The organism is Bacteroides ovatus, from assembly GCF_001314995.1.
In the GTDB taxonomy this organism is placed as follows: domain Bacteria; phylum Bacteroidota; class Bacteroidia; order Bacteroidales; family Bacteroidaceae; genus Bacteroides; species Bacteroides ovatus.
This window is the reverse complement of sequence record NZ_CP012938.1, coordinates 4,524,366-4,538,660: the sequence shown is the minus strand read 5'-3', so window position 1 is coordinate 4,538,660 and position 14,295 is coordinate 4,524,366. Positions and strand designations below refer to the sequence as shown.

The 14,295-nt window shown below is 42.2% G+C and carries 12 protein-coding genes and 1 tRNA gene; 10 read left to right on the top strand and 3 right to left on the bottom strand.

Annotation, left to right across the window (positions count from 1 at the left end; all coding sequences use genetic code 11):
• Positions 1 to 21: 21 nt before the first annotated feature.
• From Bovatus_RS17400 to recO, 3 genes are all read right to left on the bottom strand, one after another.
• Positions 22 to 1,248 (bottom strand): acyloxyacyl hydrolase, encoded by a 1,227-nt coding sequence (locus Bovatus_RS17400; protein WP_004322474.1) that lies wholly within the window; start codon positions 1,246 to 1,248, stop codon positions 22 to 24.
• Between the two features lie 7 nt (positions 1,249 to 1,255).
• Positions 1,256 to 2,209, bottom strand: coding sequence for a hypothetical protein (locus Bovatus_RS17395; protein ID WP_032842883.1), 954 nt, complete (start codon positions 2,207 to 2,209; stop codon positions 1,256 to 1,258).
• Between the two features lie 269 nt (positions 2,210 to 2,478).
• Positions 2,479 to 3,207 carry a DNA repair protein RecO gene (recO, locus tag Bovatus_RS17390; protein ID WP_004298226.1) on the bottom strand — a complete coding sequence of 243 codons (729 nt, stop codon included), beginning with the start codon at positions 3,205 to 3,207 and terminating at the stop codon, positions 2,479 to 2,481.
• A 141-nt stretch (positions 3,208 to 3,348) separates the two neighbouring features.
• Here recO and Bovatus_RS17385 point away from each other — a divergent pair, with 141 nt between their 5' ends.
• The 10 genes from Bovatus_RS17385 (at position 3,349) to gyrB (ending at position 14,214) form a co-directional block, all read left to right on the top strand.
• A complete protein-coding gene (locus tag Bovatus_RS17385; RefSeq protein ID WP_004298227.1) occupies positions 3,349 to 4,308 on the top strand; it encodes a tyrosine-type DNA invertase cluster 3b in 960 nt (319 codons plus the stop codon).
• Positions 4,309 to 4,658: 350 nt separating this feature from the next.
• A complete protein-coding gene (locus tag Bovatus_RS17380; protein WP_004298228.1) occupies positions 4,659 to 5,330 on the top strand; it encodes a DUF3575 domain-containing protein in 672 nt (223 codons plus the stop codon).
• Between the two features lie 25 nt (positions 5,331 to 5,355).
• Positions 5,356 to 6,387, top strand: coding sequence for a DUF3868 domain-containing protein (locus Bovatus_RS17375; RefSeq protein ID WP_004298229.1), 1,032 nt, complete (start codon positions 5,356 to 5,358; stop codon positions 6,385 to 6,387).
• A 12-nt stretch (positions 6,388 to 6,399) separates the two neighbouring features.
• Positions 6,400 to 6,969 carry a DUF3575 domain-containing protein gene (locus tag Bovatus_RS17370; protein ID WP_004298230.1) on the top strand — a complete coding sequence of 190 codons (570 nt, stop codon included), beginning with the start codon at positions 6,400 to 6,402 and terminating at the stop codon, positions 6,967 to 6,969.
• Positions 6,970 to 7,220: 251 nt separating this feature from the next.
• Positions 7,221 to 8,636 carry a DUF3868 domain-containing protein gene (locus Bovatus_RS17365; protein WP_004322478.1) on the top strand — a complete coding sequence of 472 codons (1,416 nt, stop codon included), beginning with the start codon at positions 7,221 to 7,223 and terminating at the stop codon, positions 8,634 to 8,636.
• A gap of 24 nt (positions 8,637 to 8,660) precedes the next feature.
• A complete protein-coding gene (locus Bovatus_RS17360; protein ID WP_004298232.1) occupies positions 8,661 to 10,154 on the top strand; it encodes an Mfa1 family fimbria major subunit in 1,494 nt (497 codons plus the stop codon).
• A 31-nt stretch (positions 10,155 to 10,185) separates the two neighbouring features.
• The gene (locus tag Bovatus_RS17355) at positions 10,186 to 11,160 is read left to right on the top strand and encodes a FimB/Mfa2 family fimbrial subunit (RefSeq protein WP_004298233.1); all 975 of its coding nucleotides are present in this window, start codon (positions 10,186 to 10,188) and stop codon (positions 11,158 to 11,160) included.
• A gap of 528 nt (positions 11,161 to 11,688) precedes the next feature.
• Positions 11,689 to 11,760, top strand: a tRNA-Glu gene (locus tag Bovatus_RS17350).
• A gap of 42 nt (positions 11,761 to 11,802) precedes the next feature.
• Positions 11,803 to 12,057 carry a 30S ribosomal protein S20 gene (rpsT, locus tag Bovatus_RS17345; protein WP_004298235.1) on the top strand — a complete coding sequence of 85 codons (255 nt, stop codon included), beginning with the start codon at positions 11,803 to 11,805 and terminating at the stop codon, positions 12,055 to 12,057.
• Positions 12,058 to 12,255: 198 nt separating this feature from the next.
• Complete coding sequence (gene gyrB / locus Bovatus_RS17340; protein ID WP_004298236.1) at positions 12,256 to 14,214, top strand: DNA topoisomerase (ATP-hydrolyzing) subunit B; 1,959 nt, start codon at positions 12,256 to 12,258, stop codon at positions 14,212 to 14,214.
• Positions 14,215 to 14,295: the final 81 nt, after the last annotated feature.

The window sequence follows — 14,295 nt, the reverse complement described above, 5'->3', positions numbered from 1 at the left end:
ATACAAATACAGATTACCCTTTCATCGTTTATCATGAAATCTATATCCAAGCCCCAGCATCAAATTGTTGGGGTCTTTAAACTTGCTCAACTGATACCCTACATGCAGAAACAAATGGCGTGTAATGTAAGTCTTGAGAGCCAGAATTTGGTAGAACCCTTTCATATCACCACCGCTGTATATCAGATTCCGACCGACACCGACATTGATAGAAAAAACAGGCATCACCAGTTCTGCCCGAAGAGATAACCCCATGGCAAATTGCTTACGGAAAGGAGGACGATGAAACTTCAAATCGCTTGAGTAAAACTCGCCCACTCTATACTCCTTAAGATTGGCACTTTCATCATATTGCGCATCCGCAGAAAGCCCTGCCCGAAAATAGTTGTTGAAATTATACATCGGGGCGAAATTGATGCCCACCACACCGAACGAACCAGGAATCATACTCGACACATCGTCTCCAATCAGTCCTCTTTTGCGGGTGGCTCCGTAGATCACCAAGTCATAGCTGACGTGAGGCTTTATAAAGAGCCGTCTAGGAGTGATGGAACCGGGTGCCTCATCCGCGTCCAAAGTGCGTACGATGCCGATTCTTCCTCCAATAACATTAAGACCGCCATTAGGATAATGCGTGTTTCCATTGGAAAAATGGGTGAGATCTACACCTGCCGCCAGTTTCCAGTACTTGTGAACTTGCCAGTTCAGCAAAAAGCCGAGATTGATGTACGCATTGATCTTGGAGCCAATCAACACGTTTTGCGGATTGGATAGTTCGTCATATTTCCTCCAGCCAAAAGAAGCTCCGAAGTTCCATTCGTAATCGAGCGATAGACGGGGCGACAGTTGCGCGATACGTGACCCCTGAAAAGCGTATACCGACACCGGATTTCCCAATTCAACGGGACTAAAGAAGGTCTGGTAGGAAACGCCAATGCCCTGATAGGTATGAGGAAAGAGCCTGCCGAGATTGGATTCTTTGCTAAATCTGAAAGCGTACTTGAGATGGAAAGAAAGCGATTGGTCGATTTTCTTTTGCTGCATATTGTCTCCTTGCAGAAAACTATGGGTGGAGACGATATAGCCCGGACGAATGTCAAAGCCAAGCTGATGGCGGATCAGGGAATGGCTGACGCTGTCGTTCCGTTGTCCGATGATTGTCTGGGCTTCCAGATTTGCGTTGATTGCCGGATATACCAGAAGGCAAAAGAGGCACAGCAACCGTATGGCGTTCCTATTTCTAATCATTGATATGCTAGTTGTTGAAAGGTATATCCTTGTGTGTTATATAATATTTTACAGGCATTTCGCTATGCAACGTGCCGGTTACGATTCGTTGTTTCTTGGTTTTGGAGTGAGAAACATAGAGGGTATATCTCGTTTCCAACCAATCATACATCATCGATAAGGTGTAGTATCGAGAAGTCCGGGGAGGAATTATGTCTTTGTTCTGTTCCGTACTAGAGCAAGGCAACATTTGTTGCTCAGAAATGAATGGCGCCCGTTTGCCGTTCATCACTAAATATCCGTCTTTCATACTTGGTATTTCCACTGTCAGACCGGCTTCGCCCAGTAGTTGAAAAGCTTCGGGCACATCGCTTTTGAACCTCATAAAATGGTAAAAAGCCTCGAAAGGAAAAAACGTGTATGTAGACGAAACATCTGTTAAGTTATGAAAGGAGACGCCTTCTTTTTTCTCTATCTTGTTTTCCGGATCGTAAGAATATGCATTCAAAGAATAAATGATACTATCCATCACATATCTGTCTCCCGGAGAAATCTCGACGTGTATCTCCTGCCACTCATATTCGTTGCTTGCCGTGAGCAGGAATTGAAAAGGAGCGGAAAGGGCATTCTCGCCCACCGTTATCTTCACTTCTTCGGGATGAACACGTTCGATGGTGAAATCAATCATCTCTCCGGTGCACACAATCTTTCCCAATCCGTTCAGCGATGGACCTTGGTCATTTGTTACCAAGCGATTGTCCGCATCATATACTTTATATTGAACGGGAAGACTAGAAGCTGTATACATTGCTAACCAATCCCAATTGGCAGCTGCAAATTGAATAGTGGCAACATCCCCGTTCCCGTCCAGCGTCAGTTCGGAATCGGAAGGACGGAAGTCGTCGACAAATACGTCTCCGTTACAACCATAAAACTCCCCCAGGATGAGAAGGCAGACCGTCAGGTATAGGAATCTTTTCATATTGTTTTCTCTCTTGTTCATTCTCTTTTGTTCTCTACGGACAAAAGTAACATATATTTTCAGGAACAGCATACAAACCCGCATTAAGAAGTGTTATTATCACCTGATTAATTGCCGCATACAGTGGCGGACGATAAAACACTGCTAAAACAATATATGGCAAGTAAATGGACTCGACACGACAAGGGAACGACAGAATTGAAAAGCACCGCACTCGTGTTTCAAGAATGAAAACTAGCTAGAACAGTTGAATGGAGAAAAGTTACTAATTAATCAAACAGTTCTTTCAATACCTCCAGTGATTTCAATGCCGGGAAGTCAGGCAGATGCAAACGATAATAATCATTCATAATCGTCAGGCAACGAGTACGCTCCGCACGGCTCATACCAAAAAGATGCATGGTCTCATAGTTCATGCGCATCAACTGACGGAGACGGGCGGCCTCTTCAGGATTGATATAAGAAGAATGTAATTGGGGACGAATGGAAGTGAAACAGGCATTCAATAAATCGAAGTAATCGCCGGTATGATAATCTTCCAGGTTCGGGTAAAGCCCCAGAAAACGCGAAAGACGCATCAGAAAAACCAGATGAAAATTGGCAAATCCCTCTCCACACTCGTCCAGCCAAATGATAGAATGTTGCAGATAGGCAAACAACGGACGGTTCTCTGCCTCCTCCCGGATAGCCCTGTAAAGAAACTCCGACAGGAAAAGTGCCATCGAAGACTTATACGGATCATAAGGTATGGAAGAAAATGGATAAAAGGATTTCGCTTCCTTCACACGATAAAGTGTCGCATTAGGCCGATAGTCAGCCTCGAACTCGATAAAAGATAACGGCTGGAAAAGTACGGATTTCACAGCCGCTTTTCGCGAACGAGGCACTGTTACAAGAAAAGAAGCTCTGCCGGACAACTCCGTATACATATCTACAATGATAGAAGTATCATTGTATTTCAACGTATGAAGAACTATTCCTTTCGTTTTCTGCAGCATAACTGAATAACCTCATTTCCAAATCCGAAGCAAAGCTACAAAAAATACAAGGTAATCGGAGAGATTTTAAAGGCATTAACAACAAAAAAGATAACTACTTTTGTTATAGTCCCTGAATAACAAGTAAAGATAAACAAGCTTATGAAACGAAAAAGTAATAAAAACGGATTTACCGGATGCGCCAAAGCATACATCCGGAATTTACAGGAAGAAGGTCGTTATTCGACAGCACATGTGTATAAGAATGCAATTCTGTCATTCACAAGGTTCTGTGGTACTCCCAGCATAACTTTCGGGCAGATCACTCGCGATAGTTTGAGACGATACGGACAGTACCTCCACGAACATGGGTTGAAGCCAAACACAGTTTCGACCTATATGCGTATGTTGCGCAGCATCTATAATCGTGGTGTAGAAGCAGGGGTAGCCCGCTTTATCCCCCGGCTGTTTCGTGACGTATACACTGGCGTAGATGTACGACAGAAAAAGGCGCTCCCGGTCAGCGAACTGCATACACTTCTCTACAAAGCCCCTCAATCCCAACACTTAATCCGTACGCAAGCTATCGCACGGTTGATGTTCCAATTCTGCGGTATGCCGTTCTCTGATTTCGCACATTTAGAGAAATCGGCATTGGAAGACGGAATCCTTAGATACAATCGTATAAAAACAGGCACACCAATAAGTCTTGAAATCCTGGACACCTCCAAGAAAGAGATAAACAAACTGCGTAACAGCAATCCACCGAGAGAAGATTGCCCAGACTACCTATTTAATATAATGAGAGGAGATAAGAGACGAAAAGAAGAAGGCATATATAAGGAATATCAGTCAGCCCTCCGCCGATTCAACAATCAATTAAAAAGCCTGTCAAGAAAACTAAACCTAAAATCACCTGTCAGTTCATATACCATCCGGCATTCTTGGGCAACAAATGCCAAATACCAGGGAATCCCTATTGAAATGATCAGTGAATCACTAGGACATAAATCTATAAAAACCACACAAACTTATCTGAAAGGTTTTGGTTTGAAGAAAAGAACAGAAGCCAATCAATTGAATTGTTTTTACGTAGAATCTTACAACACAAGTCATCAATAACACATAAACAACTATCTATCAGCAATCTGCCTTATCCATTACTTCTTAGGTAACGGATATAAATACTGCACAAAGATATATAAAAAGAGTATTACATTCCAAATTAATTATACATTATTTTATTCAACTTCTTTCGAAGAATAAAATAAGATATGAGAACACGAATCACTTTTAGTTCATGTTCCAACTATCTATTGCCAATCATCGGACCACTTTTTTCTGTCCGAAAGCTTCCAGAGACATATATCAATAAAAGACCACCGTCTTTTTTACTTTTCCCCCATGTGTTCCTGTCATTAAACAGGAGTTCCGTTACCTAAGAAGTAACAGATACACATAAACAAATAATTATGACACACAAACCCAATATCAGCAAAAATGAAAGGTCTGCTGCCAGCAACAGGTGGAGACATGCAGCAAACATTAAACATGGGCTAGCCATCATTGCCTTTGTTGCATGTATTCTGCCTGCTTCGAACCTTTGCGGACAAAATATAGCCATTAAAAGCAATCTGCTTTACGATCTAACCACTACTCTCAATATGGGAGGAGAAGTGCGATGTGACGATACGCATACCATCAGCCTTTCCCTCAATTACAACCCCTGGAACTTCGGAGGGAACAAAAAGATGAAGCATTTCCTGTTGCAGCCAGAATACCGTAAATGGTTTAATGAAGTATTCACAGGAAGTTTTATCGGCTTTCAGCTACACTATGCTTTGTTCAATTTTGGAGGAATGCTCCCCTGGGGATTCAACAATGGGAAAATGCTGGGTATTGAGAACAGGCAGATTGCTCACAACAGATATCAAGGCAATCTGGCGGGTTTCGGCATTTCCTACGGTTATCAATGGATAATCAGCCCTCAATGGAATCTGGAAGCTGGAATCTCACTCGGATATGCACACCTTAACTATAAACGCTACGGACAGTCTGAAGGTGCAGCCCTATTGGAAAAATCAAGCTGCAACTACTGGGGACCTACACAAGCAGGAATATCAATTATATATTTCATCCGATAAATCAACCTAATAATAACCACATAAAATGAAAACGAAAGCATTCATATTTTTCAGCTTATTGATATGCAATCTACTCCCGGCACAAAACATTAAACTGGATATTACTCCACACTTTCTCGGAGTGCGGGCAGATTCATTACTTCTCTCCATGGATGTATCGGTAGAGATAGAAAATATGGAGTCTAAAAATGCCGTCAGACTAACGCCCGTCTTAACCGGACAGGAAAGAAAAATCTTACTACCTTCCATCTTATTAAACGGCAAACAAAAACAAAAATTATATCTGCGTAACCAGATATTACGAAAAAAAAGCGAGCATAAGGAAGAGAACGCAACCTACCTCGTTGCCGGTATCGACGAAAGTCATTCCCGCACCATCGCTTACCGAACTTCGTTGCCCGCAGAAGATTGGATGAACCACGCAACTCTCCTCCTTCGGAGAACAATCATCCGTCCTGAAGGTGAACAAGCGTTGAAAGATACTTTACTCATTACATCTCAACCTGCTGCACTCCCATCCTCCCAAAAGAATCCGGACGAGGTTACGTCAACAGCAGAAAACACGTCTCCAGCTGATATGACAACCACAAAAATGAAATATAAAGGTTCGTATGTTTCCCCGGCTACGGATGATGTAGATATACGAAACCAGAAAGAGTTGAATTTTAATCTTGAAGAAGCTAAGATTATGGCTGATGTCAATCCACAAATGTTGTCGCTCCGCGAACTCTATACCGTAGCTCTGTCGTATGCAGATAACAAAGCTAAGTTTTACCAAATTATTAACATCAGTGTCAAACTGTATCCTGTACACCCCATCGCCAACCTAAACGCTGCCGCTGCTGCCATCGAACAAGGAGACACTCAATCAATAAGCAAGTTTTTATCGATGGCTCCTCATGACAGCCTTGCTTACAAGAATTGTCGGGGTGTATATGAGCTGATGACTGGAAACACATACGAAGGTATTCGCATGTTAAAGGCTGCTAAGACAGAAGGTTCCGAAGAAGCTTCTTACAATCTGAATGTATTTTTTGAAAATAATAAACGTCCTTAACAAACAGACACAATGAAATATTTCTTATTCTTATTCCTATTCTTATCAGTTGGTTGGCTCCACTGTCGCTCACAGAGAGTAGCAGTCAGCGTGAATGCGCTTCCGGCAATAGATGGGGCTTTCGAAGCCGGAGTCTCCTATGCCATAAGAAATAAAAGTACAGTTGAACTGACCGGCAGTCTGCGACCATGGAAACGGGAAGAGAAATATGTGAACCGCTATTGGCTGATACAGCCAGAATATAAATACTGGACTTGCCAGAAGTTTAACGGCTTTTTCTGGGGTGCTTACCTCAATGGGGCACAATTCAATATCGGAGGGAAAAAACTGCCTTTCGGTATATTCGCCGGGTTGAAAAAATACAGATATGAAGGATGGCTGGCAGGTGGAGGTATCAGTGCCGGATATCACTGGATGCTGGATAATCATTGGAATATAGAAACAAGTCTGGGAGTAGGATACGATTTTATCCGCTACAAGCAGTACAACTGCGTCAAGGAATGCGCCGGATTACGAGACAAAGGTGATTATCATTACATAGGGCCTAGTAAGGCTTCAATAAGTTTAGTTTATCTATTTTAAAATAAAACAGGATGAAAAGTTTATGGAAAGTCTGGTTCTCCAGAAGAAGAAGTATCTACATACGAATAGCACGTCAATGCCATTCTACCCCATGGAGAGTATATTATCTAGGGCATGGAGGCATCAGCAGATCAATAAAGGACATAAAGATATTGAAAGCATTGCAACAGCAAGGAATCATCTCACGAATTTATCCATGGTGAGTTATGATTGCTTTTGTTACAGATAAGAAGTCATTTAGTTATAAAATTATGAAAACAGGAGGAACTTTTATCATTGCAGCCATCTTATTTCTTTCTCTTCAGGCACAGACACCTGTAACAGGAGATGATGGCACTGTTCGAGCCACTTCCTCCAGCCTGCACAAGGCCGGGAAAGAATTACTGGTTTCTATTGAAATAGAAATCACCCGTGACTTCCTGCCCAATGAATCAATGACATTGGTACCTGTTGTCAGTGACAGTTTGGAACACCGGTTGGAATTACCAGCTATCTATATCAACAGCCGAAAACAACACATCATATTTTTGCGCGAAGCCGGCAAGAAGGAAAAAGAAGCCGAAGCATTGCAAAGAAAAAACGGAAGTCGGCAGACAATGCATTATCTGCAATCTGTACCTTTCGAAAGTTGGATGAATCATGCCACTCTCTCACTCGTTGAGAAAAGCTGTGGCTGTGGGATTCCGGGTGAAGAAAATCTCACTTGTATCGCCCGTTTACACCCACAGCCAACCCCTATTCCACAACTCGTATTCTTGACTCCCCAAGTGGAAACCTCGAAAATCAGAGAAGAAAAAGGGTGCGCGTTTATTGATTTTCCTGTCAATGTGACTGCTATATACGAAACGTACAGCAACAATACAGTAGAACTGAATAAAATTATTGAAACAATCAACACCATTAAAAATGACACCAACGTTACCATCACACACATCAGCATTCACGGCTACGCTTCACCCGACGGACCTTACCGACTCAATGAGAAGTTGGCCCGTGAACGTACTCAATCTGTGAAAGAGTATGTAAATCAGCTATATGCATTCGACGGAGCGCATATCCAGACAGACTATACTCCTGAAGATTGGGAAGGATTTGAAGCTCTTCTCTGTGATACGACTTTTCAAGAGAAAGAAGCGATAATAAAAACCATAACAAGCGACATTCACCCCGATAGCAAGGAGAGAAAGCTAAAAAAGCACTTCCCTGCATTCTACGATTTTGTCCTGAAGCATTGGTTTACTCTACTTAGACATTCCGACTACACTATTGAGTATCGTGTACGCCCGTTTACTCTTGCAGAATCCCGGAAAGTCTTTACTACAAACCCTAAAAATCTGAGTCTTGAAGAAATGTTTCGTCTCGCACTTGCCAGTACACCTGGAAGCGAAACTTATAATCAGATTTTCATGACTGCCGTACAACTATTTCCCGATAATCCCACAGCCAACCTGAATGCCGCCTGCATAGCCTTGATGCAAAGAGACGTCCAAACAGCTGCCACTTATTTGGAAAAAGCTCCGAAAGTACCGGAAACAATATTAGCAAAAGGAGTTCTATGCTTTCTTAAAAACAACTATGAAGAAGCAGAGTACTTATTCAGACAAGCTCAAAAAGCAGGACTATCACAAGCGGATAATAATCTGCAATTAGTCCGTGCACTAAAATAAACACTCATTAAAACCAAATGTAAAATGAAAAGATTCAGTAAATTAATGTCACTGCTTTTATTCGCAGCAGTCACACAGTACAGTTGCATCAATGATGCAGATGTTGTCATCGCCGATGATACTCATTCAGAGTCAAATGGCAATCTCGCCTTGTTCTTCGAGATTCCAAACGTTGCTACCAGTCGAAGTGCCGAATCGTCCGGCGTTACCACCGAAGGTTCTAAAGAAGAATATGCGGTAAAGAGTCTCACTGTTTATCTATTTGACTCGACCACAAAAACGCTCAAAGATCAGCAGGAACTGAAGAACATCAACCGGGCAGTTACGAGCGGTCAAAACATACAGTACACCGCCGACAAAATCACTGTAAATCCGGGAACTTATAACATCTTTGCCATAGCTAACGGAAAAGCAATCACAGGAAATATCAGCACACAAGAGGCTTTTCTGAATGCAGTTGATGCCGTAACTTACAGTGCAGGAAAAATTCCAAGCGTACCCGAAAACGGTTTCGTTATGACCAATCGTGGAGCTGCCAATCTGAACGTTGAAGTGAAAAAACCTACAGACTCCGATAAAGTGACTAGTGTATCCATCGGTCTTGAACGCGTGGTTGCCAAAGTTGAACTGACTCAAACACAAGAAACTTTCCCACTAACAGACCCATCCGGAAAGACCTACTGTACAATCAAACTGAACAATTTTAGAATGTTGAACTTGGCAACCCAGTTTTATACTTTCCGCCATACAGCAGTACTGAACAGTTTTCAGGAACCAGACTCATATACTGATGAAAACTTCGGTGATATCAACGACAACAATGGTTATGTTATCGATCCTTATTTCTTCAAGAAAACAGTGGAGAACGCCGGGGACTTTACAAACGCCGACGGTTTCTTTGCACAAGCTCTAGTACAGTTGGATATCAACGACGGCAACTGGGCAGGCATGGCTCAAGCTAACAGCTGGTCACATATCTACTGCCTGGAAAACTGTATGTTCCTTGACGCCCAACTGAATGCATACAGCACGGGAGTTATGTTCAAAGCCAACATGGATATTGCCCCCGACCGCGTTTTCAATGAAAATGGCGATGTAGTTAGCAATCAGTCCAACTGGCCGACTAATATGTTCTACTTCAATTACAACTTTTATACCAGTGTAGATGCAATCCGTAAACTAGTCCTTAATAATTTGCCCGACGATGTCACTGACAACTCGACAACAGAAGAGCTAGCTCGATATAGTATCAAACGTTTCAAGAAAACGGAAAACTACTCTTGTTATTACAATTACTGGATCAAACACCTTGATAATAATTCTCCGGAAATGGGTGTCATGGAATTCGGTATCGTACGCAACAATATATACAGATTGTCAGTCAACAAAATTGCAGGACTCGGTAGCGGCGAACCTTTCATCGACCCGGATCAGCCGGATGAATATAAAGCCGAACTAGACATCAATTTCAATGTTTTTCCGTGGGCCGTACGTAATCAAGATGTAGAACTTGAATAAGTATTGGCCACCCGAACTAAATTTATTATAAATGCGTCCATTTTTACTCTATATTATCAGTGCCATCGCCTTGTTCTCATCCTGCAACTGGGTGAACGACGACTTGTCAGACTGCCCTTCCGGGACTTGGCTGAAAATCTCGTATACCTATAATATACTAGATGTGGACGCTGCCTCCACACAAGTAAGCGACATTACCATCCTTGCTTTCGACAAGGATGATAAATATGTGGATCGAGTGGACGTAGACAGCATTACATTACATCAAGGCTACTGTATGGTAAGAGTACCGTTTCCCGAAGGAACTTATCGTTTGCTTATATGGGGAGGGACATCCAACCACATGTACCAGCTCCCTAATCTCAAAGCTGGACAAACGGAACGAAGGTCCCTGAATATATCATTGGCATGCGATAATAAGAATCAGTCGAACAAGAAACTGAATGCACTCTTTTACAGTAGCCTTGAAAATATTACTATTAGTCAAAAATATCAGGTTATTACCGCCAATTTAGTGAAAGATACTAATTATTTCTCATGCATTCTTCAAGATGAAGCAAATGCCCCTCTAAGCCAAGAGGACTTTTCCTTTACTCTGGAATCTGCCAACGGAATAATAGACTACACAAACACACCGGTCGGTACAACTCCAGTCTACTATCTTCCATACCAGAAGGAAGTGGCTGTAATGTCCGAGCAAACTCCGGTCATCCATGCGAGATTAAATACATTACGTATCATGAAAGGAGATCAGACAACCTTATCGATCAAACATATACCAAGCGGCCAGAACATTCTTCGTCTCCCACTCACTCAATATCTGTTGTTATCCAAGATCTACAATGATATAGGTGAAATGAGTGACCAGGAGTATCTCGACCGTCAGGACTCATATACGCTTTTGTTCTTTATCCAGCCATCAGATACCGGAATTCCGCATATATGCCCAAGAATGCAAGTTAACGGATGGATTATACGCCTGAACAACTCCGAACTGGAGTCTTAAAAACGTGTGACGAAATAGTATGTGAACAATATTTAGGTGAGATGTATTTACAAAGGCTACTGCGAAGTACCCTAGTGGGCTCTTTTGCCCTCTGCTCATGTAATGTTTCCCACTACATGTAGCGTCTTAATAAAACGGTTTTTCAAAGAAAATATCGTTTTATTAAAATTGTTTGTTTTGTTTGTGTTTAGTGCATTCTGTCCAAGCGAGGAGAGAATGCACTTTTTTTGTTACAAGAGAAATCACAAAAATAAGCAGCCTTTTTATTCCACTACAATATAATAAGGTATATGGAAGAGAACACCTTCCAGTTTTTTTTCACTGATAAGATTTTTTTATAAAAACTGAAACCGTCTATTTTATTGAATATCAACATAAAAGAATGGTCACTTTGAAAAAAAACACATATTCAATGAAAAAATTCCTATAAATCATTTGCCAGTTTCAAAAAAGTTCCTACCTTTGCATCCGCAATCGAGAAACAAACACAGATTCGAGAAAGCAAAATGCAGAAATGCAACAAAGGATGGCCCGTTCGTCTATCGGTTAGGACGCAAGATTTTCATTCTTGAAAGGGGGGTTCGATTCCCCCACGGGCTACAAGTTAAAAGAATAAAGAACTAAAAAAATAGATTAGTCGAGATGGCAAATCATAAATCATCACTGAAAAGAATCAGACAAGAAGAGACAAGAAGACTTCACAACAGATATTATGGCAAAACCATGAGAAATGCTGTTAGAAAGCTTCGTGCAACTACTGATAAAGCAGAAGCAGTTGCAATGTACCCAGGCATTACAAAGATGTTGGATAAGTTGGCTAAAGTGAACATCATTCACAAAAACAAAGCTAGCAATCTGAAATCTAAGTTGGCTCTTTACATCAACAAGCTCGCTTAATAATAAGAATTTAACAATTCTATATAGCATCCAGGCTGAACTTTTAAGTTCGGCCTTTCTTGTTTATAACCAACTGAATATCAAACTTATCAAGAAAGCGGAGAATCAACCCGCATTCTTTATTTTTCACTGATTATTCTTCGCCAAGTCGACAATTTTCACTATATTTGCTCTGTTATTAAAGTTAGAAAGGCAATTATGAGCGAAGAACAAATCACTCCCAATAACGGGTCTTATTCTGCGGATAGCATCCAGGTATTGGAAGGTCTTGAAGCAGTAAGAAAACGCCCTGCGATGTACATTGGTGACATCAGCGTCAAGGGACTTCACCATTTGGTATACGAAATCGTTGACAACTCTATCGACGAAGCATTGGCCGGTTATTGCGACCATATCGAAGTAACAATCAACGAAGACAATTCAATCACAGTACAGGACAACGGACGCGGTATTCCGGTGGACTATCACGAGAAAGAAAAGAAGTCGGCACTGGAAGTTGCCATGACCGTACTGCATGCCGGAGGTAAATTCGACAAGGGTTCTTACAAGGTATCCGGAGGTTTGCACGGTGTAGGTATGTCTTGCGTAAACGCGCTGTCTACCCACATGACTACGCAAGTATTCCGCGATGGTAAAATCTATCAGCAGGAGTATGAGATCGGTAAACCGCTTTACTCTGTAAAAGAAGTCGGTACAGCCGACATCACTGGAACCCGCCAACAATTCTGGCCGGATAATACCATCTTTACAGAAACGGTATACGATTACAAGATTCTGGCTTCACGTCTGCGCGAATTGGCTTATCTGAACGCTGGTCTCCGCATCACCCTGACGGACCGTCGGGTTGTGAACGAGGACGGAAGCTTCAAGGGTGAGCAGTTTTATTCAGAAGAAGGTTTGAGAGAGTTTGTACGTTTTATCGAGTCTTCACGCGAGCACTTGATTAACGACGTTATCTATCTGAACTCGGAAAAACAGGGAATTCCTATTGAAGTGGCTATCATGTACAATACCGGATTCTCCGAAAACGTTCACTCATACGTTAACAATATCAACACTATCGAAGGTGGTACACACTTGGCAGGTTTCCGCCGTGCGCTGACCCGTACGTTGAAGAAATACGCCGAAGACAGCAAGATGCTGGAAAAGGTGAAGGTTGAAATCTCGGGAGATGACTTCCGTGAAGGTTTGACTGCCGTTATTTCTGTAAAAGTAGCTGAACCACAGTTTGAAGGACAGACTAAAACGAAGTTGGGTAACAACGAAGTGATGGGTGCTGTTGACCAAGCAGTGGGTGAAGTATTGGCATATTATCTGGAAGAACATCCGAAGGAAGCAAAAACGATTGTAGACAAGGTGATTCTCGCGGCTACCGCACGTCACGCAGCAAGAAAAGCCCGTGAAATGGTACAACGCAAATCGCCGATGTCGGGTGGTGGTCTGCCGGGTAAATTAGCCGACTGTTCGGATAAGGATCCTTCAAAATGTGAATTATTCCTTGTCGAGGGAGATTCGGCAGGTGGTACTGCCAAGCAGGGACGTAACCGTATGTTCCAGGCTATCCTCCCATTACGCGGTAAGATTCTGAATGTGGAAAAAGCCATGTATCACAAGGCTTTGGAAAGTGATGAAATCCGCAATATCTACACAGCTCTCGGTGTAACTATCGGAACTGACGAAGACAGCAAGGAAGCCAACATACAGAAGCTGCGCTATCATAAGATTATCATCATGACCGATGCCGACGTCGATGGTTCTCACATCGACACACTGATTATGACATTCTTCTTCCGCTATATGCCACAGATTATCCAGAATGGCTATTTGTACATCGCTACTCCCCCGCTCTACCTCTGCAAAAAAGGTAAAGTAGAAGAGTATTGCTGGACAGATGCACAGCGCCAGAAGTTTATTGACACTTACGGTGGCGGTTCGGAAAATGCAATTCATACACAGCGCTACAAAGGTTTGGGTGAAATGAACGCCCAGCAATTGTGGGAAACAACCATGGACCCCGAAAACCGTATGCTGAAACAAGTAAATATTGACAACGCCGCAGAAGCTGATTATATCTTCTCTATGTTGATGGGTGAAGATGTAGGGCCACGCCGCGAGTTTATTGAAGAGAATGCAACGTATGCAAATATCGATACATAATTAAATAATTACGTTTTATAAACCAACCTCACATCTTACAACGAGGAAACGCCGATGGCGAAGGAACATCCTTCGATCGGC

Bases quoted from the DNA above. Each gene is read 5' to 3' on its own strand.
- Bovatus_RS17380 (WP_004298228.1), top strand. From the start codon at position 4,659: ATGACACACAAACCCAATATCAGCAAAAATGAAAGGTCTGCTGCCAGC.
- recO (WP_004298226.1), bottom strand. From the start codon at position 3,207: ATGCTGCAGAAAACGAAAGGAATAGTTCTTCATACGTTGAAATACAAT.
- Bovatus_RS17355 (WP_004298233.1), top strand. From the start codon at position 10,186: ATGCGTCCATTTTTACTCTATATTATCAGTGCCATCGCCTTGTTCTCA.
- Bovatus_RS17385 (WP_004298227.1), top strand. From the start codon at position 3,349: ATGAAACGAAAAAGTAATAAAAACGGATTTACCGGATGCGCCAAAGCA.
- Bovatus_RS17370 (WP_004298230.1), top strand. From the start codon at position 6,400: ATGAAATATTTCTTATTCTTATTCCTATTCTTATCAGTTGGTTGGCTC.
- Bovatus_RS17395 (WP_032842883.1), bottom strand. From the start codon at position 2,209: ATGAAAAGATTCCTATACCTGACGGTCTGCCTTCTCATCCTGGGGGAG.
- Bovatus_RS17400 (WP_004322474.1), bottom strand. From the start codon at position 1,248: ATGATTAGAAATAGGAACGCCATACGGTTGCTGTGCCTCTTTTGCCTT.
- Bovatus_RS17375 (WP_004298229.1), top strand. From the start codon at position 5,356: ATGAAAACGAAAGCATTCATATTTTTCAGCTTATTGATATGCAATCTA.
- Bovatus_RS17360 (WP_004298232.1), top strand. From the start codon at position 8,661: ATGAAAAGATTCAGTAAATTAATGTCACTGCTTTTATTCGCAGCAGTC.
- rpsT (WP_004298235.1), top strand. From the start codon at position 11,803: ATGGCAAATCATAAATCATCACTGAAAAGAATCAGACAAGAAGAGACA.
- gyrB (WP_004298236.1), top strand. From the start codon at position 12,256: ATGAGCGAAGAACAAATCACTCCCAATAACGGGTCTTATTCTGCGGAT.
- Bovatus_RS17365 (WP_004322478.1), top strand. From the start codon at position 7,221: ATGAAAACAGGAGGAACTTTTATCATTGCAGCCATCTTATTTCTTTCT.